The sequence below is a fragment of the Gordonia sp. PP30 genome, assembly GCF_023100845.1.
Lineage (GTDB): Bacteria > Actinomycetota > Actinomycetes > Mycobacteriales > Mycobacteriaceae > Gordonia.
In genome coordinates this window covers 3,286,219-3,310,924 of the sequence record NZ_CP095864.1, presented here as the reverse complement: position 1 = coordinate 3,310,924, position 24,706 = coordinate 3,286,219, and the positions used below count along the sequence as shown (strand labels likewise).

22 protein-coding genes, 2 pseudogenes and 1 riboswitch are annotated in these 24,706 nt (G+C 71.2%); of the genes and pseudogenes, 14 read left to right on the top strand and 10 right to left on the bottom strand.

From position 1 onward, the window contains the following. Positions 1 to 23 precede the first annotated feature (23 nt). Positions 24 to 404, bottom strand: coding sequence for an Rv0313 family protein (locus MYK68_RS15295; RefSeq protein ID WP_247864577.1), 381 nt, complete (start codon positions 402 to 404; stop codon positions 24 to 26). 80 nt (positions 405 to 484) lie between these two features. Next, a riboswitch (guanidine-III (ykkC-III) riboswitch) is annotated at positions 485 to 549 on the top strand. A 14-nt stretch (positions 550 to 563) separates the two neighbouring features. On the opposite strand from MYK68_RS15295, the gene MYK68_RS15290 reads away from it, so the two are divergent. After that, positions 564 to 878 carry a DMT family transporter gene (locus MYK68_RS15290; RefSeq protein WP_247864576.1) on the top strand — a complete coding sequence of 105 codons (315 nt, stop codon included), beginning with the start codon at positions 564 to 566 and terminating at the stop codon, positions 876 to 878. Between the two features lie 67 nt (positions 879 to 945). On the opposite strand, the gene MYK68_RS15285 is transcribed toward MYK68_RS15290, so the two are convergent. Then, complete coding sequence (locus MYK68_RS15285) at positions 946 to 1,155, bottom strand: CsbD family protein (RefSeq protein WP_247864575.1); 210 nt, start codon at positions 1,153 to 1,155, stop codon at positions 946 to 948. A gap of 141 nt (positions 1,156 to 1,296) precedes the next feature. Next, a pseudogene (locus tag MYK68_RS15280) lies at positions 1,297 to 3,694 on the bottom strand (acetyl-CoA acetyltransferase). 69 nt (positions 3,695 to 3,763) lie between these two features. Between MYK68_RS15280 and MYK68_RS15275 the strand changes: the two are divergent. Both MYK68_RS15275 and MYK68_RS15270 read left to right on the top strand, forming a co-directional pair. Further along, the gene (locus MYK68_RS15275) at positions 3,764 to 5,053 is read left to right on the top strand and encodes a WS/DGAT domain-containing protein (RefSeq protein ID WP_247864574.1); all 1,290 of its coding nucleotides are present in this window, start codon (positions 3,764 to 3,766) and stop codon (positions 5,051 to 5,053) included. Positions 5,054 to 5,063: 10 nt separating this feature from the next. Further along, complete coding sequence (locus MYK68_RS15270; protein ID WP_247864573.1) at positions 5,064 to 6,434, top strand: NAD-dependent succinate-semialdehyde dehydrogenase; 1,371 nt, start codon at positions 5,064 to 5,066, stop codon at positions 6,432 to 6,434. Positions 6,435 to 6,738: 304 nt separating this feature from the next. Here the strand turns inward: MYK68_RS15270 and MYK68_RS15265 are convergent, their stop codons facing one another. Then, positions 6,739 to 7,770, bottom strand: a complete 1,032-nt coding sequence (locus tag MYK68_RS15265; protein WP_247864572.1) for a hypothetical protein — start codon at positions 7,768 to 7,770, stop codon at positions 6,739 to 6,741. A gap of 21 nt (positions 7,771 to 7,791) precedes the next feature. Next, a complete protein-coding gene (locus MYK68_RS15260; RefSeq protein WP_247864571.1) occupies positions 7,792 to 8,352 on the bottom strand; it encodes an HhH-GPD-type base excision DNA repair protein in 561 nt (186 codons plus the stop codon). 77 nt (positions 8,353 to 8,429) lie between these two features. On the opposite strand from MYK68_RS15260, the gene MYK68_RS15255 reads away from it, so the two are divergent. Beyond that, positions 8,430 to 8,933 carry a hypothetical protein gene (locus MYK68_RS15255; protein WP_247864570.1) on the top strand — a complete coding sequence of 168 codons (504 nt, stop codon included), beginning with the start codon at positions 8,430 to 8,432 and terminating at the stop codon, positions 8,931 to 8,933. Positions 8,934 to 9,114: 181 nt separating this feature from the next. Here MYK68_RS15255 and MYK68_RS15250 read toward each other — a convergent pair whose 3' ends face one another. The 3 genes from MYK68_RS15250 to MYK68_RS15240 all read right to left on the bottom strand — a co-directional run bounded on the left by MYK68_RS15250 (position 9,115) and on the right by MYK68_RS15240 (position 12,370). Further along, the gene (locus MYK68_RS15250; RefSeq protein ID WP_247864568.1) at positions 9,115 to 10,275 is read right to left on the bottom strand and encodes an alpha/beta hydrolase; all 1,161 of its coding nucleotides are present in this window, start codon (positions 10,273 to 10,275) and stop codon (positions 9,115 to 9,117) included. Between the two features lie 57 nt (positions 10,276 to 10,332). Beyond that, positions 10,333 to 11,319: a hypothetical protein gene (locus tag MYK68_RS15245; RefSeq protein ID WP_247864567.1), complete on the bottom strand. Its 987-nt coding sequence runs from the start codon at positions 11,317 to 11,319 to the stop codon at positions 10,333 to 10,335. A 184-nt stretch (positions 11,320 to 11,503) separates the two neighbouring features. Further along, on the bottom strand, positions 11,504 to 12,370 hold the full coding sequence (locus tag MYK68_RS15240; protein ID WP_247864565.1) for an Rv1157c family protein: 867 nt from the start codon (positions 12,368 to 12,370) through the stop codon (positions 11,504 to 11,506). Positions 12,371 to 12,569: 199 nt separating this feature from the next. Between MYK68_RS15240 and MYK68_RS15235 the strand changes: the two genes are divergently transcribed. From MYK68_RS15235 to MYK68_RS15215, 5 genes are read left to right on the top strand one after another with little or no spacing between them, the layout of a single operon-like run. Then, on the top strand, positions 12,570 to 13,595 hold the full coding sequence (locus tag MYK68_RS15235; protein ID WP_247864563.1) for a thiamine ABC transporter substrate-binding protein: 1,026 nt from the start codon (positions 12,570 to 12,572) through the stop codon (positions 13,593 to 13,595). Then, positions 13,571 to 15,205 carry an ABC transporter permease gene (locus MYK68_RS15230; RefSeq protein WP_247868071.1) on the top strand — a complete coding sequence of 545 codons (1,635 nt, stop codon included), beginning with the start codon at positions 13,571 to 13,573 and terminating at the stop codon, positions 15,203 to 15,205. Before MYK68_RS15235 ends, MYK68_RS15230 begins: the two co-directional genes overlap by 25 nt. Continuing rightward, complete coding sequence (locus tag MYK68_RS15225) at positions 15,202 to 16,242, top strand: ABC transporter ATP-binding protein (RefSeq protein WP_247864562.1); 1,041 nt, start codon at positions 15,202 to 15,204, stop codon at positions 16,240 to 16,242. The genes MYK68_RS15230 and MYK68_RS15225 overlap by 4 nt, the downstream gene beginning before the upstream one ends. 31 nt (positions 16,243 to 16,273) lie before the next feature. After that, positions 16,274 to 17,380: a PLP-dependent cysteine synthase family protein gene (locus MYK68_RS15220; protein WP_283255226.1), complete on the top strand. Its 1,107-nt coding sequence runs from the start codon at positions 16,274 to 16,276 to the stop codon at positions 17,378 to 17,380. Between the two features lie 2 nt (positions 17,381 to 17,382). Continuing rightward, on the top strand, positions 17,383 to 17,814 hold the full coding sequence (locus MYK68_RS15215) for a (deoxy)nucleoside triphosphate pyrophosphohydrolase (RefSeq protein ID WP_247864561.1): 432 nt from the start codon (positions 17,383 to 17,385) through the stop codon (positions 17,812 to 17,814). Between the two features lie 107 nt (positions 17,815 to 17,921). Here the strand turns inward: MYK68_RS15215 and MYK68_RS15210 are convergent. Then, positions 17,922 to 18,071, bottom strand: a pseudogene (locus MYK68_RS15210) (acyl-CoA dehydrogenase family protein); the annotation flags it as partial. A 34-nt stretch (positions 18,072 to 18,105) separates the two neighbouring features. On the opposite strand from MYK68_RS15210, the gene MYK68_RS15205 reads away from it, so the two are divergent. Further along, positions 18,106 to 19,149: an acyl-CoA dehydrogenase family protein gene (locus MYK68_RS15205; protein ID WP_247864559.1), complete on the top strand. Its 1,044-nt coding sequence runs from the start codon at positions 18,106 to 18,108 to the stop codon at positions 19,147 to 19,149. Positions 19,150 to 19,197: 48 nt separating this feature from the next. On the opposite strand, the gene MYK68_RS15200 is transcribed toward MYK68_RS15205, so the two are convergent. Next, a complete protein-coding gene (locus MYK68_RS15200) occupies positions 19,198 to 19,398 on the bottom strand; it encodes a hypothetical protein (protein WP_247864557.1) in 201 nt (66 codons plus the stop codon). A gap of 155 nt (positions 19,399 to 19,553) precedes the next feature. Between MYK68_RS15200 and typA the strand changes: the two genes are divergently transcribed. The 4 genes from typA (at position 19,554) to MYK68_RS15180 (ending at position 24,687) form a co-directional block, all read left to right on the top strand. Then, complete coding sequence (gene typA, locus MYK68_RS15195; RefSeq protein ID WP_247864556.1) at positions 19,554 to 21,461, top strand: translational GTPase TypA; 1,908 nt, start codon at positions 19,554 to 19,556, stop codon at positions 21,459 to 21,461. Between the two features lie 21 nt (positions 21,462 to 21,482). Then, a complete protein-coding gene (locus MYK68_RS15190; protein ID WP_247864554.1) occupies positions 21,483 to 23,423 on the top strand; it encodes an ABC transporter family substrate-binding protein in 1,941 nt (646 codons plus the stop codon). 113 nt (positions 23,424 to 23,536) lie between these two features. Then, positions 23,537 to 24,343: an N-acetyl-1-D-myo-inositol-2-amino-2-deoxy-alpha-D-glucopyranoside deacetylase gene (gene mshB / locus MYK68_RS15185; protein WP_247868069.1), complete on the top strand. Its 807-nt coding sequence runs from the start codon at positions 23,537 to 23,539 to the stop codon at positions 24,341 to 24,343. Further along, positions 24,340 to 24,687: a hypothetical protein gene (locus tag MYK68_RS15180; RefSeq protein WP_247864553.1), complete on the top strand. Its 348-nt coding sequence runs from the start codon at positions 24,340 to 24,342 to the stop codon at positions 24,685 to 24,687. The genes mshB and MYK68_RS15180 overlap by 4 nt, the downstream gene beginning before the upstream one ends. The last annotated feature ends 19 nt before the right edge of the window (positions 24,688 to 24,706 follow it).

The following is a 24,706-nucleotide window of genomic DNA, read 5'->3' as shown; positions in this document are numbered from 1 at the left end:
GTTGCGCCCGGCGCCGGGCCGGTCTACTCGCCGTCGAGCGCGTCGACCGGAATCCCGAAGGGGAGGAACCGGACGCGGCGTCCGGGGTCGGTGTTGTGCTGGTGCGCGCGGAGCGCCTCCAGCTCGGTGGCGAACACCTGCTCCACCCGGGTGCCGTCGTCACCGGACGACACGACGGCCCACACGCCGCCGGCCGGTGCGCTGTCCACCGGGACCGCGGGCTCCGGGACGTTCGCGGAGGCGGCGGGCGACGGCCGGCGGGCGGCCTCGGTGAACGTCGACCACGCCAGCTGACCGCCCTGGCCGGCCAGGAACTTCCCGACGAGGTCTTTCAGGCCGTCGCCCATCTCCCGCATGAAGCGGTCGACGTCGTCGTCGGGCCCGAAGGGATCATTGCCGGTCATGAGACCTCCTGGACGGTCGAGCTGGGTCTGCCCGCCACGGTACCGGTATTCTCGGTGCGAGTGCGGCGACCGAATCGGCGCACACGTCGGTATTCCGACGCCCGGACGAGCCCGCCGTACCCGGACCGCGACAAGACGGTGGAGCAAGGAGCGGGTGTCATGTCGTGGATCGTGCTGATCGTCTCGGGAGTGCTGGAATCGGTCTGGGCCACCGCGCTCGGCCGCTCGGCCGGCCTCAGCCGATTGGTTCCCTCGGTGGTCTTCGTGGTGGCCCTCATCGCCTCGATGGCCGGTCTGGCCTACGCGATGCGCGACCTGCCCACCGGGACCGCGTACGCCGTCTGGGTCGGCATCGGCGCCATGCTGACCGTGGTGATCGCCATGGTCACCGGCGCCGAGACGGTGAGCCTGGTGCGAATCCTCTGCATTCTGGCGATCGTGGGCGGTGTCATCGGGCTCAAACTCGCGAGCTGACGTTCCGGACAGGCCGACGGCGGCCCGGATCTCCGGGCCGCCGTCGGCGGATCGTGCGGTGGGCGGATCAGTGGCCGGTGAGCTTGTCCTTCAGCGAGTCGACGCCTTCCTTGATCTTGTCGGCGACCTCGGTCACCTTCTCCTTCGCGGCGGCCGTGCCCTGATCGGCCTTGCCTTCGTTCTTCAGGTCTTCGTCATTGGTCGCCGCTCCGGCGGCCTCCTTGGCACGACCCCTCAGATCCTCGGCCTTGTTCTTCGCGTCGTCGGCGATTCCCATCGGTTCTCCTTGTGTCGAGTCACGTCTCGGCCCGGTGACACGGAATCTCCCGCCCGAAGCGGTCCGGACCGGGCCGACGCCGCCGTGTGAGGCGGCGACTTCGACGCTACCGAGATGCCGGCGGGCCCGCAGCGACGCAGGTCAGCGTCCCGTCCAGCGCGGTTCACGCTTCTGCAGGAAGGCCGTGATCCCTTCGCGGGTGTCGGAACTGACCAGTACCCGGTCCAGGATCGACAGGCTGTCGGTCACCGCGCCGACGGTGTCGGCGTTCGCGTCGGCGTCGGTCATCACCGCGATCGACGCCTGCACCGATGTGGGGGAGGCGGCCAGGATCTCGGCGGCCACCGCGCGGGCGACGTCGAGCACCGTGCCGCGCGGGGGCGATCCGGGACACCAGCCCGTAGTCGAGGGCCTGCTCCGCGGAGAGTTTCCGTCCGGTGAGGATCATGTCGCGGGCCACGGCGGGCGGGATCACCCGCGGCAGCCGGACCAGTCCGCCGGCCGCGGCGACCAGCCCGACCTTCACCTCGGGCAGCCCGAACGACGCCGCCTCGTCGGCGACGATCACGTGGCAGGCCAGCGCGACTTCCAGTCCGCCGCCGAGCGCGTAGCCGTTGACGGCGGCGATGATCGGCTTGGGCTTGTGGCGCCGCGAGGTGAGACCGCCGAAGCCGTTGGCCGGGGTCGCCAGACCGCCGGTCCCGGCGCTCGCGGCGAGGTCGTTGCCGGATGAGAACGCCTTGTCGCCGGCGCCGGTGAGGATCGCCACCCACAGATCCGGGTCGGCGAAGTAGGCGTCGAAGACCGCATCCAGTTCGTCGTTCGTCTTGGCGCTCAGCGCGTTTCGTGACTCGGGACGGTTGATCGTGACCTCGAGGAGGTGTCCGTCGCGGCGAACGACGAGATCGTCGTACTCGTCCGCGAAGCGGACGGTGCGGCGCGGACGCAGCCGGTCCATGGTGGCCTCGTCGACGGTCACGAAGTTGCGGGCCGGGGTGGAGCGCGCCCATACAGTGGTGCCGATCGGGTCGTCGTCGCCGAGCAGACGCTCGAAGAGCGCGGGGTCGCCGGGTTCGGCGGCGGCGAGGAAACGAGCTCCGTCGCTGGTGCGGCCGATCACCAGCCCGGAGACGCGGTCGGTCCCCGGGTCCAGGACCGTGTACGACTCGATGACGGCCGGCCCGTCGGGGAAGCGGCACAACGGGACTCGCTCGGCGCGGTCCAGCTCGGCTTGCAGCCGCGGCGAGGTCGACGGGCGCCACGGCGCCGGGGTGGTGGAATAGATGCCCGCCGACAGCTTGCTCAGCATGCCGCCGTTCGCGGTCACCAGTCCCAGCGTGCCCGGCTCGCGACGCACCCGGGCGACGATCTCGGCGATGCCGTGCATCGAGTAGTTGTTGCCCGGCCCGCCGAAATAGGGGAGTCCACCGGTCGCGGAAAGTCCGCGCGGATCGTCGGCGGCCAGACCGAGCGCATCGGCGACGATGGATACCGCGATCGGGAAACAGCTGTACAGGTCGAACGCGGCGAGGTCGTCGGCATCGGCGCCCGCCATGTCCAGGGCCGCCCGGACGGCTGCCACCGAGGCCGGCGCCTGCGCCAGATCGGGCCGCGCCATGAGGGGCAGTTCGACGGCGTCGGCGTGCCCGTGGAGGAACACCCACTTCGCCGGATCGACGCCGGCCGCGGCAGCGGCGCGCACGGACATCAGGACCACGGCGGCCGCCTGATTCACGTGGTCGCGGGCGATCAGGCGCCGCGTGTAGGGGACGGCGACCACCCGGTTGTCGTCGCCGGGCGTGGTCAGCTCGGCGGGGGTCATCGCCCGCGGCGCGGCGGCGAACGGGTTGCGGGCCGCGACGTCGGTGAGCGGGGCGAACAGCTGCCCCATGCCGCGGGCGTACTCCTCCCGCGACTCGCCGCGGGCGTGGCGCCGCGCGTTCTCCAGCAGCGCGTACTGCGGAGTCGGCTGCACCAGACCGTGCTTCACCTCGTCCACCGAGATCATCCCGGCGATGCCGAAGCCGCGGTCCTCCAGCTGCCCGCCGACGTTCTCGGTGTAGTCCGGGTGGGCCCCGGTCGAGGTGAGCGCGTGGCGCACCGTCGACATCACTTCGGAGCCGAGCAGGACGACGGTCTCGGCGCGGCCCGCGGCGATCTCGGCGCCGAACTCGTTCACCAGGTGCTGCGGACTCTGGCCGCCAGTCACCTCTTCGATCGCGCGCGCCGGATCCATCCCGGTCCGCGCGGCCACGGCGCGCGGCATGTTGTCCGGCCGCCCGAACGGTGAATGTGAAGCGGGACTGGACTTCTCGAACGACCGGACGGCGGCGACCACGTCCACCCCGGCCGCCAGGGCGGCCGGGGCGGCCGGGGCTCCGGTGTCCGCGAACGCCGCCGACACGGCGCGGGCGGCCAGATCCGCTTCGCCGAGGGCGGCGTAGTCGGTGTCGTCCAGGCGTTCGGCGGCCTGTCCGACGCCTACGATCACCGGTGTGGAGGGATCGACCCCGTGGATCAGACCGGCCGCTGTCGACATGTGGGCTCCTCGTCGTCGTGATTACCGGGCACCTTACCGCGCCGTAAGGTACTGGAATCGGGGAGTCTGATGACTTCCCTCGCGCCCGCCGACGCGGCGATGTTCTGGCGGTCGAGGCAGGCCGCGACGGACCAGTACTTGCTCTATTGCTTTGCCGCGCAGCCGGATACGACTCCCACGTCGATCGAATCCGAGCTTCGGACCCGGGCGGCCTCCCTCGAGGCGCTGCACCGCCGGGTGGCTCCCGCGCCGCACGACCTCGCCGCTCCCCGGTGGGGCGTCGCCTCGATCGGGCCCGCGCAGATCCGCTTCGACGACGGTCCGCGCACCTGGGCGGCGGTCCGTGCGGCGGTGGCCCTTCTGCTGACCGATCCGCTGGACGCGACCGCGAGCATGTGGCGGGTTCACCTGTACGGCCCGGTGACCGGAGCTCCGCGGGCGGCGGGGCCGGTCTGGGTGCTGGTGTTGCAGGTGTCCCACGTGCTCGCCGACGGCCGGGGCGCGGCCGCGCTGGCCCGGGCGCTGCTCGGCGGCGGACCGCCACCGGCGGCGCCGCGGCCCTCCCTGCGCGCACCGGGATCGTTGTCGATGCTGACCGGCGCGGCCGCCGTTCCTCCGCGACTGACCGCGGCGCTCGCGACCGGTCTCGTGGCCTGGGGCCTGACCAGCCGCGGCGGCGACGGCGCGCCCGCGATGGCCGCCACCGCCCTGAACCGCGTCCCCGGCCCCGGCCGGCGGATCGACATGGTCGTCGTCGATGCGGCACGACTGACCCGGGACGGTGCGTCGGTCACCACTTCCGTGCTGGCCCTCCTCGCCGACGTGCTCCCGGCCTACCTCGGCACCGCCGATCCAGGTCTGGCGGTGGAGCTGACCGTCGGGCGCGGTTCCGGCAAGCGAAAGTCGCACGCGCGCAACGACTTCCACAACGTCACCATCGGTCTGCAACCGCACATCGCCGACCGGGGCCGCCGCGCCGAGGCGATCGCCGGGGAGATCGCCGCCGCCCGGAGCCGCGATCGTGAACCCGCCCGGCGGGCCGGGCGGTGGGCCGACGACCTCGCGCCGCCGGTCTTGCGCGCGCTCGCCGCCCGTCTGACCGCGGCGGCACCGGCTCCCGAACGGGTCGCCGGTGCGACGGTGGTGTCGTCGGTCCACCGCGGTCCGGCCGACCTGACGCTGGGCGGCGGCACCGTCCTCTTCACGGCCGGTTTCCCGGCGCTGTCGGCCGCCCACGCGCTCACCGTCGGGGTGCACGGGATCGGTGACGCGGTGACGCTGTCGTTCACCACCTCGCCCGACGTCGTCGAGGACGCCGATCGGCTCATCGGACTCGTCCGTACGGCGATTTCTGCGTAGTGTCGCTGCTATGACCTATGTCACCGAGAATCCCGCCACCGGAACCATCGAACGCACCTTCCCGACCATGAGCGATGCCGAGGTCGAAGACGTCCTCGCCCGCTCGGCCGCGGCATATCGGGAGTGGAAGACCACTCCGATCGACGACCGGGTCCGGATGCTGCGGGCCACCGCGCAGATCTACCGCGACCGCGCCCAGGAACTGGCCGGCGTCATCGCCACCGAGATGGGCAAGCCGATCAACCAGGGGATGGGCGAACTCGCGCTCACCGCGATGATCTACGACTGGTATGCCGAGCACGGCCCGGCGCTGCTGGAGACCGAGGAACTCGACCCGCAGGGTGCGGCGTCGTCGACCGTCACGCGCGAGCCCGTCGGCCCGCTGCTCGGAATCATGCCGTGGAACTTCCCGTACTACCAGGTCGCCCGCTTCGCGGCCCCGAACCTGTTGCTGGGCAACACGATCGTGCTCAAGCACGCGCCGATCTGCGCGGCCTCGTCGGCGCTGATGGAGCAGATCGCGCACGACGCCGGCGTGCCGAAGGATGCGTACATCAACGTCTACGCCTCCAATGAGCAAGCGGCGACGATGATCGCCGACAAGCGTATCCAGGGCGTCTCGCTCACCGGCAGCGGGCGGGCCGGCGCGGCCGTCGCGCAGACCGCGGCGCAGCACCTGAAGAAGTCGGTGCTGGAACTCGGCGGCAGCGACGCGTTCATCCTGCTCGACACCCCGGACGTCTCGGCCACCGCCGCGGGGGCGGCTGCCGGCCGCATGATGAACTGCGGCCAGGCGTGTAACTCGCCCAAGCGGTTCATCGTCCACGAGGACCTGTACGACGACTTCGTCGCGGCGCTCACCGAGACGGTCTCGTCGATGACCGTCGGTGACCCCACCGATCCGGCCACTCGCGTCGGCCCGCTCTCGTCGGTCGCCGCGCGCGACACCGTGGTGCAGCAGGTCGCCGAGGCCGTCGCCCAGGGCGCGACCCTGCACACGGGCGGCCAGGCGCTCGATCGTCCCGGTGCGTTCATGGCACCGGCGGTGCTCACCGGCGTCACCCCGGAGATGAACGCCTACCGCGAGGAGGTCTTCGGGCCGGTCGCGATGGTCTTCTCGGTCAGCGACGACGACCAAGCGGTCGACCTCGCCAACGATGTGGACTACGGCCTGTCCGGCTCGGTGTGGAGCACCGACGTGGAGCGGGCGAGCGCGGTCGCCGACCGCCTGGACGTCGGTATGGCGATGGTCAACGAGCACGGCACCTCGCTGCCCGGCCTGCCGTTCGGCGGTGTCAAGGCATCCGGCTACGGCCGCGAACTCGGACCGTGGGGGCTGGGCGAGTTCGCCAACCTCCGCCTGCGCCGCGTCGCGAAGTAACCGGCGTCCCGCTGGGCCCCCGCCGGCTGAGCTTGTCGAAGCCCACCCGGCCGGCGCGGGAGTCCGCGCCACAGCGCCGCCCGAGCCGCGTCGATCCCGAGCCGCCGCCCGAGAGCCGCGCTGAGTCCTTTTCCGCCGGTTGATCCGTGCCGGGCCCCGCAGGTGCGCCCTTCGGCGCCGCGTTGTCGCGCTCTCGGCCGCGCCGGCTCAGAACCCGGCGCGAGTCGCAGCCGACCCCGGACCGGGGCCGACCACCATCGTGACCGCCCCGCCGGCTGAGCCGGGCTGAGCCGGGCTGAGCCCGCTAATCCAGGTAGTTGTCGACGTTCGCCGCGGACACCTGACGGGGCGCGCCGCGGGTGAGTCGCTTGGGCAGCCGATCGGCGAGGCTGCCGATGGGTGCCACCGAGCGGTTGAGCAGCTCGACCACCTCGTTGAGGTGATCGACCGTCTCCTGCATCTCGGCGAGGTTCGGCGGGAGTGCGGACAGCGTGTCGGACAGTTCGGCGAACTTGTCGAGCGGACCGCCGGGGGCGATGAGCTGTTCCAGCGCGCCGCCCTCGCCGACCAGCTGGTCCAGGAGGCCGTCGTCGCTCGCCGCGCGATCGAGCACGCCGCCCGGCTGGGCCAGCTTCTCCAGCACGCCGTCGGGGGCGGTCAGCTTGTCGACCACGCCGCCCCGGGTGGTGAGCCGTTCCAGCATGCCCTCGTTGGCGGTGATCTGGTCGATCACGCCGCCCGGCCGGGTGAGCCGGTCGAGCGGGCCGTCCTTGGCGGCGATGCGCATCAGCGCGCCGTTCTCGTCGGTGAGCAGATCGATGGCGCCGCCCGGCTTGGACAGGCGATCGAGGATGCCGTCCTCCTCGGTGAACTGGTCGATGACGCCGCCGGACCGGGTGAGCCGGTCGATCGGGCCGTCCTTCGCGGCGATGCGCATCAGCGCGCCGTTCTCGTCGGTCATCATGTCGAGCAGTCCGCCCTTGGCGGTCAGCTTCTCCAGCAGGCCGTCCGGGGCGGTGAGGCGATCGATCACGCCGTCGCGCCGGCTCAGCCGGTCGAGGGGACCGCCCGGCGCGAGCAGGCGTCCGACCGGCCGGTCCGGGCCGAGCAGACCCGCGACCTGTGCCAGGATCTGCATGGGCGCCCCGAGCGCGGCGACCTCGCTGCCACCGGAGATGCCGAGGGCGGCGTTGACCTCGCTCTCTACGCCGGAGACCGCGATCCGGGCGACGTTGATCGCCGATTCGACCGTGCCGAGCGCGATGCCCGCGGCCGCGAAGCCGAGACGAATCGGCAGCTTGACGGCGTCCGCGGGGCCCAACGAGGAAGTACTCATGCCGCGGGATCCTACCCGGTGCTACTTCGCCTGTGCCTTCTTCATCTTCTTGTACTCGCGCACCTTCAGCAGGGACTCGGGGTCGACGACGTCGGCGATCGACCGGTATCCGTCCTGGGCGAAGTCCCCGGCGATCTCCTCCCAGCCGGGCGGGGTGACGCCGAGTTGTTTGCCGAGCAGGGCGACGAACATCTTGACCTTGGCCTTGCCGTAGCCGGGCAGGCCCTCCAGGCGCCGGGCGAGGTCACGGCCGCTGGTGGCACCGGTCCATACCAGGGCGGCATCGCCGTCGTACTGGTCGACGATCACGTGCGCGAGTTGCTGGATCCGCGCGGCCATGGAGCGGCCGTACCGGTGAATCGCCGGGGGCGTGGCGCAGAGTTCGGCGAACGACTCGGGGTCGGCGCCGGCGATGGCGGCGGGATCGAGGGAGCCGAAACGATCGAGGATCTTCACCGGCCCGGCGAACGCCCGTTCCATGGGAAACTGCTGGTCAAGTAGCCCGCCGATCAGCAGCGCGAACGGATCGCGGGAGATCAGCTGGTCGGCGACGGGGTCCATCGTGAGGTGCAGATCGGCCATGGGGTTCATCGTAGGCCGACACGCGTCGGCGCCAATCGGTTCCGCCGGGTGCCGCGTGTTTGGCAGACTCACTAGACATGCGCCCGCAGAAGATCCGCGCCCTGTCCGCTCTCGCCCTCACCGCCGTGGCCGTCGGCGGGGGAGTGTCCGCCGGTCAGGCGCATGCCGATCCCGAACTGCGCCACTACGTCAAGACGCTGCACTGCCCCAGCGCGGACCCGTTCCCGGGGCCGCCGCTGCGCATCCAGGTCGATGTGTACAACCACGTCGCGTTCCCGTCGGACGGGCTTCCGGCCCCGGCCATCGAGCTGATCGCCAGCGACTTCCCGCGTCCGTCGATCCTGCCGAATCTGACCACGTACACCACCGAGACGACGGTGCGCTGGCGCAACACCACCACGGGCAAGCGCGGCGTGGTGCGGGTGCCGACCCGCTCGAACCGGGTCACCTGGCAGGCCGTGCTGCACCCGGGGCGCGGCAACGTGTCGTTCACGATCACCCAGAAGATCGGCGCGATGGCCTTCGTCCCGATGGTGAACCCGCAGTACTCCACGTGCCGCGGCTCGGCCCGCAGCGTCTGATTCCCGCCGTCAGCGGTCGTGCGTGATCGCGCGTCGGGTTCGCGCGACCGGCCGGCCGTGACCTGTCGCGGATCTCGTGGCTCGCATTCGGGCGCGTAGCAGCGAGTCGGCGCGGAAGCAGCGTTCGCGAGCGCTGCTTCCACACGCGGACGCTGCCACGCTCACCGGTGTCGGGGGACGACTAGAACAGCGTTCCCAAGAAGTCGCTGACGGCCGCCTGCTCCTGGCGTTCCCCGTCTTTCTGGTCACCGGTCATGTAGCTGGTGGCGCGCACCTTGTTGCTCGCGAGCTGCGCGTCGGCCAGGAAGCGGAGGGCATCCGGCAGGAGCACGGAGTCGTCCTGGAGAGTCTGGCTGAGCAGCAGCGGGCGGTCGTAGCCGCTCGACGGCAGAGCCAGGGAGCGCCGTACCGCCGCGGTGACCTTCGGGCTCGACGAGAGAGCCTTGGTGACCAGGTCGCCCAGTGCGATGCCGTGCACCGCGGTGCGCAGGTCGGGCGCGCACGTCGTCTTCGCCTTGGTGACCAATCGCTGGCCGGTGGCCGACAGCAGCGGCTGCACGTTGTCGGCGGGCAGGGAAGCGAGCGCGTAGACCACGTCGGCGGTCACCGAGTCGGCGACGGCCGGTGAGTCCGGACGCAGGCCGGCGACCAACTCGTCGAGGCCCGCTGGGATGCTCGTCGCGGCGGCGCCCCGGAAGTCGAGGTTCCGGCCCTGCCAGTCGGTGGCCTTGCGGGCCAGCGTGATCGCGGCGCCGGCGCCCTGGGCGTCGCCGACCACGGCCCAGCGCGGCGACACCGAGCCGTCCACCACCACGCCGGCGAGCATCGCATCGACCAGATTGCGGGCGGTCACCGCATGATCGACGTACTGCGGCGACGCGTTCTGGCCGATCGAGCCGTAGTCCGGGGTGAGCACCGCGTAGCCGGCGCGGAGCAGCCGGTTCACCGCGTCGCGGTCGGCGGCGGCCGGATCGGCGGACGCCGCGCAGGTATCGGCGACGCCGTTGCCGGCCGGCGCGTTGACGATCACCGGCCAGCCGCCGGCGGGCGCCTTGCCCTGCGGTTCGAGGATCGTGGCGATGGCCAGGTGCAGCTGCTCGTCGAGCCCGTTGGTCCAGTACGTGTAGCGCTGGCCGGAGGCGGCCGCCGCGGGCAGGTTGGCGGCCGGGATCGGCTGGTTGGCGTAGATCGCTCCGGCCGTCTGCCCGGTGGGCGAGGCGGCCGGCGCGGTCACCTGCGGATCGGCGACCACGCGGGCGGCGGTGAGACCGCCGGCCGCGAGAGCGGCCGCGACGGCGGCCGTCACGAGGGTGGTGCGCAGACGGGAATGCCGGGACGTCATGGGCTTCTTCTCTGTTCGCTGTGCGGCTGGGGGAGCTGTGGACTGCGGGGGTGCCGGCTACGTCGCCGGAGTGTCGACGATGCCGACGGCCGGCAGGAAGTAGCAGGTGCGGCCGGCGTTGGTGGTGGTGCCGAACACGGCGGTCAGGATGGAACCCTGGCCGGTGTCGACGCGCGCCAGGCGCACCGGGCTGTTCTTGCCGACCAGGGCCTTCAGCGCCTCCGACTGGGTGATCTGGTCGATCGGCTTCAGATCGGCCAGGCCGCCCTTCATGGTCGCGGTGTTGAACCAGGCCACCTGGAAACGGTCACCGGTGTGCCCGGCCGGCGGGACCAGGGCGTAGGCGGTCTGGTCCTGATTCAGGGCCTCGGTGATCTGCGTGAGGTCCTGGTTCTTGTCCAGGATGTCGGCCAGGGTGCCCAGACCAAGGCCGGTGAGGAAGCCGCTCAGGGTCTGCTGCACGCTCTCGCCCGGGATGATCTTGGGGAACGGGCCGGGCACGCCGACGGCCGGGGCGGTGACCAGACCGAGCGGGTTGTCGCTGGTGGGAGTCGCGCAGAACGGCGCGAAGGCCGGAGTGAGCACCTTGGCGCCGGTCAGCTTCTCGAAGACCTCCAGGCCGGTGGCGGCGGTGGTCAGCGGATCGTCGGCCGGGTGCGCCGCGGCGGGGGCGGGGGCGACCGGAGCGGGCTCGGCGGGCGTCGTCGGCGCCGGGACGGTCGGAGTCGGGGTACCGGCCGGGGGAGTGGTGCCGCCGCCGGGCATCAGCGTGCTCAGATCCGGGCTGCCCTCGGCGCTGAGGATGGCCTTGAGCGCCTCGATCGCCTGCTGGTCCGCCCCGCTCTCCTTGAGATTGCGCAGCGCCTGGGCGAGCTCGGAGTCGAGCGGGATGGTGCTCAGCGACAGCGAGTCCAGCCCGGTGGCGCCGGGGATAGGCAGTGACGGCTCGGCATGCGTCGTCGCGGGCACGGCGAGGGCGGCACCGACGGCGGCGGCGCAGGCGATGAGCCCGGAACGAACGGCAAGACGGTGACGAGCGGCCACGACTGACTCCTGACAGACTGTTAGCAGTGTTACTAAAGTTTCTAGAGTTAAAGAACAACAGTCTTGTGACTTGAATGCAAGTCGCCGAGTCCGTCCCGTGACCTGTTCGCGACGGTGCGGAGACGACAACGCCCCGGGACGCACAGGGTGCGTGCCGGGGCGGGAGTCGTGGTCGTGTGGGGCGTCAGATGACGGCGATGCCGATCGTCGGCGCGATGCCGCAGCCGATGCGCTTGCCCTTGGTCTTCGTGGTCACCGTGCCCGAGATGGTGGAGACGATGCGGCCGCGGCCGGTCTTGATGATGGCGGTGAAGGTGCCGGGGCCCTTCTGTGCGTTGATCTTCGGGTTCGGCAGCAACCGCTGCTGGCCGCTGCGGCCGGTGTCCAGGTTCAGCCAGCTGATCATCAGCGGTGCGGCCGAGTTCTTCAGGGCCGGACCGGTGCCGAGGCTGGTGTAGACCACGCCGGCCTGGCCCCGCTTGGGGCCCGGGGCGGGTGCGGCCTGCGGGCCGGCGGTCACCAGGGCCATGCCCACGGAGTTGCCGCCGCCCGGCATGCAGCCGAGACCGATGGTCGGGTAGAGGAACTGCTGGATCCGCGGCTTGTTCGGGCCGGTCGGGATGTCCGGGGCGTCGTCCTTCTTCTTCGCCGCGGGAACCTTGGCGTCCTCGGCGGCGTGGATCTTCGCGGCCTCCGCCTTGCCGGGCTCGCCGAGGAAGTCGATCAGCGACCGCCAGGTGTCGGCGACCTCGGTGGGCAGCGCCGGGTTGTCGGCGAGCGAGCGCGCCTCGTCGAGCAGCTTGGTGTTCACCTGGCCGTTCACGTCGCGGGTGGCGACCGAGCCGATGAGGGCCGGGGCGAACGCGCCGAGCGAGTCGAGGACCTGCTGGTTCACCTCGGGGGCGTGCGCCAGGTCCGGGATCGGCAGCAGCTGCTCCTGACCGGCGGCCGGTGCGGCCGGCTCGGCGTGGGCGACCGGGGTGGCGACGGTGACCGCGGCGGTCAGCGAAACGGCGGCCAGCAGGGTGCGGCGCGAACGTGCAAGGCGCACGATGGATTCCTAACGGTCGAAGGACAGTCGTCTGCGGCGCAAGTCTAACCCGGATTCTATGAAACGGATGTGACTGATGATGAAATTGTTATTAAATGCGGCTGATGTGACGGAGATGGACCCGCCACTTCCGGCCGGGGGCGGCGCTGGGTAGATTGCTGGGCGACAAGATGTGGTGGCACCGAGCACGGGAGACCCTGTGAAGAACCTGTCCCGCGGCCTGGTGGCCGCCCTGGCCGGCTGCGTGGTGCTGACCAGCCTCACCGCGTGCACCGGGGACTCCGGCGGCAAGTCCGTGACGCTCCTCACCCATGACTCGTTCGAGCTGCCGCAGAGTCTGATCGACGGCTTCCAGAAGGACACCGGCCTCACCCTCAAGCTGGTCAAATCGGGCGATGCGGGCCAGCTCTCCTCGGTGATCTCGCTGTCCGCGGGCAAGCCCAAGGGCGACGTCGTCTACGGCATCGACAACACCTTCGCGGCACGCCCGATCGCGGCGGGCGCGATGGAGTCGTACGTGTCGCCGCGTGCGACCGGCGGCGCCGACCAGTACGCGCTGACCGGCACGGGCAAGGACGACTTCACGGCCGTCGACCGCGGCGACGTCTGCGTCAACGTCGACGACGCCTGGTACGACCGCGAGGGCGTGCCCGCGCCGACCAGCCTGGACGATCTCAAGGACCCGAAGTACGCCAACCAGGCGGTGCTGCTCGATCCGGCGACGTCGTCGCCCGGGATGAGCTTCCTGCTCGCGACCATCGGCACCTACAAGGACAAGGCGCCGGACTACTGGCGCGCGCTGGTCGACAACGGTGCGCAGATCGTGTCCGGCTGGGAGATCGCCTACAACCAGCTGTTCAGCGCCGGCGAGGGCCACGGCACCAAGCCGATCGTCGTCTCGTATGCGAGTTCGCCCGCGGCGACGCCGGGGACCAGCGCGATCCTGTCCGGCTGCTTCGCACAGGTGGAGTACGTCGGAGTGCTCCGCGGCGCCGCCAATCCGGACGGCGCCCGGAAGGTGATCGACTGGATGCTCAGCCCGGCCGTCCAGGCGGCGCTGCCGACGTCGATGTACGTCTACCCGGTGCAGCGGGACACCCCGCTGCCGCAGGACTGGCGGCTGCGGGCGCCCGCGCCGCGGTACACGGTGACCATGACGCCGGAGTACATCGACCAGAACCGTGAGCAGTGGCTGAAGGAATGGCGCGCCACCGCCCGGCGTTAGGTCGTGTTGCGGCCGCCCGCGCGGCCTCGGCCGGCGGGACGCTGATCCCGCTGATCTTCGTCGGTGCGCTCTTCGTCGCACCGCTCGCCGCGCTGGTGGTCCGGGCCGTGCACGACGCCGACGCGGTCTCCCCGATCGAGGCCTGGCGACGCACCGATGCGTGGATGCTGCTCGGCGTCACCGTCGGCCAGGCCGCCGCCTCGGCGGTGGCCGCCATCGTGATCGCGGCACCCGTCGTGTGGCTGGTGTCGACCGTCGACTTTCCCGGCGCGCTGTTGCTGCGGGTGATCGTCACCCTGCCGTTCGTGCTGCCGACGGTCGTCGTCGGCGTCGCCTTCCGGGCGCTGGGCACCGGTCTGCTCGACGGTCTCGGCGTCGACTCGGGACTGCGGGCGATCCTGCTGGCGCATGTGTTCCTCAACGTCGCCGTGGTGGTGCGCGTCGTGACACCGGTCTGGCAGCAGATCGACCCGGCCGCGATCGCCGCGGCCCGGAGTCTGGGGGCATCCGGCCCGCGGGCCTGGCGCGACGTGGTGCTACCGCGGCTGGCACCCGCCGTCGCCGCCGCCGCGGCGCTGGTGTTCCTGTTCTGCTCCACCAGCTTCGGGGTGATCGTGATCCTGGGTGACGGCCGGGTCCGCACGCTGGAGACCGAGATCTACCAGCAGGGGATCGGCTATTTCCGGATCCCGGAGGCGGTGGCGCTCTCGTTCCTGCAGATCCTGCTGGTGGTCGCCGCGCTGATCCTCGCCCGGTTCCTCGGGCGGCGGACCCCGGCGGTCAGCGACCGCGGCGGACGGCGCCGCCGGCCGCACGGGCTCGGCTGGCTTCCGGTGCTGGCCGTGGTCGGCTGGGCGGTGGTCTGGCTGGTGGTGCCGATCGGGTCGCTGGTGGTCCGGTCGCTGCGGCCCGGCGGGGTCTGGTCGCTGGGCGGCTATCGGGTGCTCGCGGGTCAGGAGACGGGCGAGTCGCTCACCGACTCGGTCCGGTACTCGGTGACCAGTGCCCTGGGGGCGACGGTGATCGCCGTGGCGGTCGGGCTGATCGCCGCAGCCGCGATCACCCGGCGGCGCGATGTCGTCGCGAAAGCCGGTGCGGCACTGTCGATCCTGCCGCTCGGGGTCAGTGCCGTCACCCTGGGGTTCGGCTACGTGGTGCTGACCACCTATCTGCCGCGCGAGGTGGGCATGTCGCCGCTGCTGATCCCCGCGGTGCAGGCGCTCATCGCGATCCCGGTGGTGATCGGCATCCTGGTGCCGGCGCTGGCCGAGGTCCCGCAGCGCCGCCGCGACGCGGCGGCCGTGCTCGGTGCCGGTCCGGTCCGGGTGTTCTGCACCGTCGATCTGCCGATGATCGCCCGGTCCCTCTGCGCCGCAGCCGGTTTCGCGTTCGTCATGGCCATCGGTGAGTTCGGCGCGACCACCTTTCTGGCCCGCGCGGACACCACCACGCTGCCGGTGATGATCGGTTCGCTGATGGGCCGCCCCGGCGCCGACAACCTCGCCGCCGCGATGGCCGCCTCCGTACTCTTGGTGGCCGTGAGTGCGGTCGTGATCTTCTTCGTCGAGCTCGCCGCCCCGGCGGCGGGCCGGGGACAGGCCCGCCGATGAGTGTCCTCGCACTGCGCGGGATCACCGTCCGCTACGGCCGCACCACCGTGATCGACGGCCTCGACTGGACGGTCGGCGGCGACCGCCTGGTGACCGCCCTGCTCGGGCCGTCCGGCTGCGGCAAGTCGACGCTGCTGCGCGCCATCGCGGGACTCGAGCCGCCGGCCGCGGGGACCCTCACCTGGGACGGCGCCGACCTGCGCCACGTCCCGGTGCACCGGCGCGACTTCGGTGTCGTCTTCCAGGACGGGCAGCTGTTCTCCGGCCGGACGGTGGCACAGAACATCGCCTACGGACTGCGGCTGCGCAAGTGGCCGCGCGCCCGGATCGCCGAGCGGGTCGACGAGATGCTCGCGCTGGTGCAACTGCCCGGGGCGGGTGACCGGCGTGTCACCGACCTCTCCGGCGGGCAGGCGCAGCGGGTCGCCCTGGCCCGGGCCCTCGCGCCGCGGCCGCGGCTGCTGCTGCTCGACGAACCGCTCGCCGCTCTCGACGCCCGCCTCCGCGAGGAACTGGCCTTCGCCATCGGTGACATCGTCCGGGCCGCGCGGACCCCGGCCGTCGTCGTCACCCACGACCGGGCCGAGGCCGCCTTGATCGCCGACGATGTGTCGGTGATGCACGACGGGGCCATCATCCAGACGGCCCCGCCGGATCGCCTGTGGCGCCGTCCCGCCGACGACTGGGTCGCCGGTTTCCTCGGCGCCACCCTGCTGCTCGACGCCGACGTCACCGCCGGCCGACTGCGCACTCCGTTCGGCTCCGTCTCCGCCGCGGGAGTCGACGGCCTCGCCGGCGACGGGCCCTGCCGGGTGGCGCTGCGCCCCGAGTCCCTGCGCGCCGAACCCACCCCGAACGGCGGCGTGCCGGAAGCGACCGGCACGGTGACCCACGCCGCCGCGCTGCCGTCCGGGATCCGGCTCCGGGTGCGCACCGCGACGTCCGAGGTCGACGCGCTGGCGTCGTCGCCGGTGGGCGTCGGCGATCGGGTCCGGCTGATCCTGGATCCGGCCCAGGTGGCGGTGATCGGCCGATGAGGTTCGCGCTGTTCTGCGGGACAATGGTGCCATGTCTGAATCGCGTATGACCGTCGACATCAACCGGTATGACCGCGTGCACCGAATGTGGGTGGCACGGGCGGTCAACGGGATCAAAGCCGAGGCGAACCGGAGTGCCGATACTCACCTGGTCGCGGTGCCGCTGCCCCGGGAGTGGGGGATCGATCTGTATCTGAAGGACGAGTCGACGCATCCGACCGGGTCGTTGAAGCATCGGCTGGCGCGGTCGTTGTTTCTGTACGGGTTGTGCAATGGCTGGATTCGGGAGGGCGCGCCGGTGATCGAGGCGTCGAGTGGTTCGACTGCGGTATCGGAGGCGTACTTCGCTCGGTTGATCGGGGTGCCGTTCATCGCCGTGATGGCGGAGAGCACCAGCAGGCAGAAGATCGCGTTGATCGAGCGGGAGGGTGGTCGGTGTCATCTGGTGGCTGATCCGAGTGAGGTCTACGACGTCGCCCAGCGTTTGGCCGAGGAGACCGGCGGGCACTACATGGACCAGTTCACTTTTGCCGAGCGGGCGACGGATTGGCGGGGGAACAACAACATCGCCGAGTCGATCTTCGCGCAGTTGGCGTTGGAGCGGTATCCGGAGCCGGAGTGGATCGTCGCGACCGCGGGTACCGGTGGTACGTCGGCGACCATCGCGCGGTATCTGGCGTACACGGGACGGCGGACCGGGGTGTGTGTGGCGGATCCGGAGAACTCGGCGTTCTTCCCGGCCTGGCGTGACGGTGATCCTGGTGTGAGGACGGTGGTCGGTTCGCGGATCGAGGGGATCGGTCGTCAGCGGGTGGAGCCCAGCTTCTTGCCGTCGGTGGTCGACCGGATGGTGTCGGTGCCCGATGCCGCTGCTGTCGCGGCGATCGCTCATCTGGAGACGGTGACCGGCCGGCGTGCTGGTGCGTCGACTGGAACCGGGTTGTGGGCGGCGTACCGGATCGTGGGCGAGTTGCGGGATGCGGGTCGTACGGGGAGTGTGGTTGCTCTTCTTTGTGATTCCGGTGATCGTTATGTGGACAAGTACTACTGCGCGGACTGGCTGGCGGATGAGGGGCTGGACCCCGCGCCGTACGCGGCGCGGCTGGAACGGTTCTTCGCCGGTGATGGGTTGGAGTGATCGTGCGCTATGTCGTCGCCGGTGCCGTGCTCCGCGAGACTCCCGGCGGCGGCCGGCAAGTGCTACTGGCTCAGCGCGATTCACCGCCGGACCTCGCCGGGCTGTGGGAGTTGCCCGGTGGGAAAGTCGACGACGATGAGACGCTCGCCGAGGCGCTCGTGCGAGAACTGGGCGAGGAACTCGACATCGTCGTGGTCGCGGGCGAGCCACTGGTCGAACGGGTGGTCTTGCGTCCGGGTCTCACCCTGGTCGCGCTCTGGGCGCACCTGGTGGAGGGGAGTCCGCGACCCGTCGAACACCGGAGCCTGCGATGGGTCGACGCGGCGGGGCTGGCGGACCTGACGGCCCGCGCCGGCATGGTGCCGGCCGACACCGCGTGGTTGCCGGAGTTGTTCGGCGTCCTGCACGGTCCGGAATCGGCCGGGCCTTCGTGACGGCCCGGCGCGCGTTCCTCTCCGGCTCCGGCGGCCACCCGGATCCGGTTTCCCCACACCTCCACGTCGCACGCCGGTGAGTGCCCGGGAGGTGCGGGGGACCGGCGTCACATGCCCGTCGATTTGGCGACGATCGACTTCATGACCTCGCTGGTGCCGCCGTAGATCCTGGTCACGCGGGCATCGGCGTAGAGCCGTGCGATCGGATACTCGGTCATGTATCCGTAGCCGCCGTGCAGTTGCAGACACTTGTCGACGCCGAGGAGATCGTTCACCGGCACCCGCACGTCGGTGAACGACAGCTCGAACGACCTGCTGGCGGGCTGGTTGCTGCGGCAGGCCGGCCGGGCGGCCGATGACTCGGTCCGTACCGTATGCCTGCTCGACAGCCGGGGCTGTGCACGTAGGGTGCCGTGGGCGAGGGATGTCGAACAGCTCACCGTCGCGTGGAGATCAGGCGGGCAATGGCTGGTCGATGATGTGCGTGCCGGCTCGGTGTGTATCCGGCCGGAGACGAATCTGGCGGGCGAACCGCGCGATGACGTCGACCTCGACATGGAACTGCTGTCCGGCCCTCCGGTGGACGCCGAGGCGATGGAGGAGCTGGCTATCCGCGGCGGGTTGATCCGGGCGATCCAGATCTGCGGCGCACTGGACCGGATGGTCGGGCTCTGCGTGGATCATGCGTCCACCCGCCAGCAGTTCGGACGGTCGATCGGCCGCTTCCAAGCGGTGCGCACCATGCTTGCGGATGCCGCGTCGGAGTCGGCGTTGGCGAACGCGGCGACCGTTGCCGCCGTTGATTCGGCGGCGAACGGATCGCCCGATCCATTCGCCGTCGCCGTCGCCGTCGCCCGCTCGTGCGCGACTCATGCCGCCGCGTCGGTGAGCAGGATCGCTCATCAGATACGCGGGGCGATCGGTACGACCGCGGAGCACGACCTCCACCGGTACACGCTGGCGGCTCAGGCCTGGCGTTCGGAATTCGGGTCGACGGCGCAGTGGGACGACCTGGTCGGCGGTATCGCGGCCCGAAGTGGGCGGCGCGGAGCTATGGGCGCGGCTTGCCGGTTGACCGGTGCCCGGCCGGTGGAATCCCGGCCGGGCCCGAGCCTGCTCCGGTTCCCACCACCGGGGACTTACCCGGCGCGTGTGACGTTCGTCGTATCCGGTCCGGGTGGAGTGCGGCTCGCGGTGCCACGCCCGGTGCCCGCCCCGGGGCGAGCACCGGATGGCTTCTTCGCCGAGTCTCTCGCTCCGGCCCTGTCGGCCGAGGGCACGAGAACGGGAAACGGCGGCCGGGCGCCCCGGACACGGGGGCGTGGGCGCCGGTGAGCCCACCGGGCCGAGTGACGACCGCTCCGGAAACCGGATAAGACCAGGTCACTGCCCCCGTCGGCTGGGGTTCACGCGCGCGGCTTCGAGGGCCTTGCGGGCATCCTTCTTGGACAGGTGGTCCAGGTCGAGCCGCTGCATCTTGTGGACGACGACGGGGCACTTGAGACACCGGGTGCGCTTTTTGCAGCACTTCTTCTTCGGCTTCAGGTGCGCGACCTTCGCCGGGTCCGGCTTCTTCTTCCCCATACCCACCAGGGTACTCCCGGGGCAGGGCCCGAATTGCGTGCAATCGCGCGACGGGCACCCTTGCCGGTACCCTGATGAGGTTCATTTTCCGCGCGCGGCCCCCCCGGGGTGATTCCGGCGTGCGGGAAACTAGAGAGTAACGAGAGAGACCTTCAGTGAGCCCTGTCACCAACTTCCGCAACGTCGCGATCGTGGCGCACGTCGACCACGGTAAGACCACCCTGGTCGACGCGATGCTGCGCCAGTCCGGCGTGTTCGGCGAGCGCGCCGAACTCGTCGACCGCGTGATGGATTCCGGAGACCTGGAGCGCGAGAAGGGCATCACCATTCTCGCGAAGAACACCGCGGTGCATCGTCGTCAGCCCGACGGCACCGAATACATCATCAACGTGATCGACACCCCCGGCCACGCCGACTTCGGCGGCGAGGTGGAGCGCGGCCTGTCGATGGTCGACGGCGTGGTGCTGCTCGTCGACGCCTCCGAGGGCCCGCTGCCGCAGACTCGCTTCGTGCTCCGCAAGGCGCTCGCCGCGTCGCTGCCGGTGATCCTGGTGGTCAACAAGACCGACCGCCCGGACGCGCGCATCGACGAGATCGTGACCGAGTCGCAGGACCTCCTCCTCGACCTGGCGTCCGACCTGGACGACGAGGCCGCGCAGGCCGCCGAGCTGGCCCTGGAACTGCCCGTCCTGTTCGCCTCGGGCCGCGCAGGCATCGCCAGCACCGAGCAGCCGGCCAACGGCGAGGTGCCCCTGGGCGAGAACCTGGACCCGCTGTTCGACGTCCTGATCAACAACATCCCGGCCCCCAAGGGTGACGACGAGGCGCCGCTGCAGGCCCACGTCACCAACCTCGACGCGTCGCCCTTCCTGGGCCGTCTCGCGCTGGTCCGCATCCACAACGGCACCCTGCGCAAGGGCCAGCAGGTGGCCTGGTGCCGGGAGGTCAACGGCGAGCCGGTGATCGAGAAGGCCAAGATCACCGAATTGCTGGCGACCATCGGCGTCGACCGCGCCCCGGCCGAGTCGGCCACCGCGGGCGACATCGTGGCCGTGGCCGGCATGCCGGAGATCATGATCGGTGACACCCTCGCCGACGCCGACAACCCGCAGCCGCTGCCGCGCATCACCGTCGACGAGCCGGCCATCTCGGCGATCGTCGGCACCAACACCTCGCCGCTCGCCGGCCGGGTGAAGGGCCACAAGCTCACCGCCCGCATGGTCAAGGACCGCCTGGACAGCGAGCTGATCGGCAACGTGTCGCTGCGCGTCGAGGACATCGGCCGCCCGGACGCGTGGGAGGTGCAGGGCCGCGGTGAGCTGGCGCTGGCCATCCTCGTCGAGCAGATGCGGCGCGAGGGCTTCGAGCTGACCGTCGGCAAGCCGCAGGTGGTCACGCGCAAGGTCGACGGCAAGGTGCACGAGCCGTTCGAGCACCTCACCGTCGACGTCCCCGAGGAGTACCTCGGCGCGGTGACGCAGCTGCTGGCCGCCCGCAAGGGCCGGATGGACCAGATGAACAACCACGGCACCGGCTGGGTCCGCATGGAGTTCACCGTCCCGTCGCGCGGCCTGATCGGCTTCCGCACCGACTTCATGACCGAGACCCGCGGCACCGGCATCGCCAACGCCGTGTTCTTCGAATACGCGCCGTGGGCCGGCGAGATCCGCGCCCGCCACACCGGTTCGCTGGTGTCCGACCGCGCGGGCAGCGTCACCCCGTTCGCGATGATCCAGCTCGCCGACCGCGGCACCTTCTTCGTCGACCCGGGTGACGACACCTACGAGGGCCACGTGGTGGGTATCAACCCCCGACTGGAGGACCTCGACATCAACGTCACCCGCGAGAAGAAGCTGACCAACATGCGGCAGTCGTCGGCCGACGTGATGGAGACCCTCGCCAAGCCGATGGAGCTCGATCTCGAGGGCGCGATGGAGTTCTGTGCCGCCGACGAGTGCGTCGAGGTGACGCCCGAGGTGGTGCGCGTGCGTAAGGTCAACCTGGACAGCACGACCCGTGCCCGCGAGCGTTCGCGGGCCAAGGCGCGCGACGCGAACGCCTGAGAGAGAAACACTGGAGTGCGGATGGGATTCCCGCTGGGGGCCGCGATGAGCGGCGGCCGCGTGCGGCGCCGCCTCGCCGCCGCGGCGGTGGCCGGGATGGTCGCGGTGAGCGCGACCGCCTGCATGGCCGATCCGCCGCCCCCGGTCCGGGAGACCCTGCCCACCCCGACGCCCAACGAGTATCCCGACGAGCGCACCGTCTACCTGGCGACCGACTCGATCGGCGCTGGTTTCAACCCGCACCTGGGCGCCGACCAGAGCACGGTGACCACCGCGATCGCCGCGATGACGCTGCCCAGCGCCTTCGAGCCCGTCCAGACGCCGGAGGGCATCGACTGGCGGCTCAATTCGGTGCTCCTCACCTCGGCGGAGGTCTCGTCCACCGAGCCGTTCACCGTCACCTACAAGCTGGTGAACGACGCCCAGTGGTCCGACGGCCTGCCGGTGACGGGCGACGATTTCGCGTACCTCTGGCAGCAGATGGCGCGCCAGCCGAACGTCGTCGGAGCGGCCGGTTACCGCGCGATCAGCAAGGTGCAGACCTCCGGCGGCGGCAAGGTGGTGACGGTGACCTTCGACGAGGAGTATCCGGCCTGGCGCGAGTTGTTCACCGATCTGCTGCCCAGCCACAAGCTGCGGTCGAATCCGACCGGATTCCAGACCGGGATGGACAAGGGCAAACCGGTCACCGCCGGACCGTTCTCGATCTATTCGATCGACCGCGCCCGCGACGAGGTCCGGCTGATCCGCAACGACCGCTACTGGAGCACGCCGCCCGAACTCGACCAGGTGGTGCTGCGCAGGGCGGGGACGCTCCCGCAGATGGCGCAGACCGTCCGCAACGGCGACACCAGCGTGGTGGCGCTGACCGCGGGTACCTCCAGTGCGACCGAGGTCTCGGCGATTCCCGGGGTGCGCAGCAACCGGATGCCGTCGGCGCGCGCACTCACGGTGAACCTCAACACCCGCGCCCCGGAGATGGCGAACCGCGACGTCCGGCAGGCGGTGCTCGGCATGCTGAACGGCGACGTGATCACCGCGGCGGCCGCCGGCGACGACGTCGTCGACCGCTTCGCGAACACTGTCTACTTCCCGTCGGACGACGGCTACTTCCCGGTCGATCGGGCGCGGCCCACTCCGGCGCAGGTGCACGACTGGCTGACCGCCGCCGGGTATGTGCGCGGTGAGCCGCGCACCCCGGCGCCGTCGGACGCACCGACATCGTCGGTGACTCCGCCGTCGTCGACGTCCGCCGCGCCGACGACCAGCGCGGACAAGGACGTGCCGGAGCTGCCCGTCGGCGTGGCCCCGTACCTGAAGGGCGATGCGCCGCTGGTGGTCCGGATCGGCGCGACCAACACCGACCAGCGCACCATGTCGGCCGCCGAGAACATCGCCGACCAGCTGCAGGCCCAGGGGGTGCGCGCGGTGGTGCGGCCGATGACCAACACCGAGCTGTACGGGCACGCCCTGGCGGCCGCCGACGTCGACCTGGTGGTCGGCTGGACCTCGGCGGGCATCGATCCGGCGACGGCCCTGGCCTCGCAGGTGGGCTGTCAGGCGCCGCCGCAGGGCACCGAGGCCGGCGCCCACACCGTCGAACCCGAGACCGATCCGGCGATCGATCACAGTGTGCTGCCGACGCCGACCGGGACGGCCGAGCGGCCGGCGCCGTCGGCGAGCGGCACACCCGGCAAGGCGGCCCCCGATGCCTACATCGGCAACACCTCGGGCCTGTGTGATCCGGCGCTGATCGCGCTGGCGACGCAGGCGATGAGCGAGTCCGATCCCACTTCGACGCTGCGTCAGGCCGAGGATCTGCTCGCCGCGCAGGCGGTGTACCTGCCGATCTTCCAGGACACGGTGTTCGTGGCGGTGACCGACGACGTGCGCGGGGTGCCGCTGTCCGGTCCGGTGCAGGTCGGGATCTTCGGTGAGGCGGCGAAATGGAGTCAGTCGTGAGCAGTACGTCGACCCTTCGACAGGCTCAGGGTGGGTCGCCGGAGGTTCAGGGTGCGTCGGCCGGTGACCGTCGCTTGTTGGTGCTGCACGCGCACCCCGACGACGAGTCGATCATGACCGGTGGCACCATCGCGCACTACCTCGCCGCCGGGGCCGGCGTCCGCGTCGTCACCTTCACGCTCGGCGAGGAAGGCGAGGTGATCGGGGATCGCTGGGCACACCTCGTCGCCGCCGAGGCCGATCAGCTCGGCGGGTTCCGGATCGGCGAACTCGCCGCCGCGCTGGCCGCGCTGACCCCGGCCGGCCGGGAGCCGCTGGCGCCGCGGTTCCTCGGCGGTGCGGGCCGCTGGCGCGACTCCGGGATGGCCGGCACCCCGTCGGCCGAGCACCCGCGCGCGCTGTTCCAGGCGTCCGCCGATGAGCTCGCGCGGACGCTCGCCGACGAGATCGCCGACTTCGATCCGCAGGTGATCGTCACGTACGACGCCGACGGCACCTACGGCCATCCGGACCACAAGCGGGTCCACGAGATCTCCCACCTGGCGATCCCCCTCGCCGCGCAGCGTCTCGGCCACGGCTTCAAGGTGTACGAGTCGGTGACCCGGGCCGGGGCGCTGAACGCCGGCCTGGCCGCGATCGCCGACGTTCCGGAGGGCTGGCGGCGGCCCGAGCCGGGGGAACTGCCGAGCTACCCCGACGAGCAGGTCCACGCCGCCGTCGACGTGTCCGGGGTGTACGACGCCAAGGTGGCGGCGCTGGCCGCCCACGCCACTCAGATCACCGTCGCACCGTCGGGCACGGAGTTCGCGCTGAGCAACGACATCATTCAGCCGATCCTGCCCGTCGAGCACTTCCTCCGTGTGGACCTCCGGCCGGAACCCGGCACTGTCGAAACAGACCTCTTCGAGGGCCTGTCGTGACCGTCGGCGCGAAGCTGGAACTCGCCGCCCTGACCGTCGCGAGCGCGCTGACGGCCATGCTGTGCTGCGCGTTTCTGATGATCTCGTGGGGGCCGGTGCCGTTCCCGATCACCGCCGTGGTCGCCGGCGCGGCCAACCTCGGCTTCCTCTGGCTCGCCGGGCAGTACACCTCGTCGGGCTGGCGCTTCGCCCCGATCGCCGCGTGGGCGGTGGTGGTGATCGTCGCGATGATTCCCGGGATCGGCGGCAACGGGGCCTGGATCGACGGCCTCCCCCTGATCCTGCTGTTCCTCCTCGGTCTCGGCGCCCCGTCGACCATCGCCGCCCGCTTCACCGCCGGCTGAGCGGCCTAGCCAGTCAGGG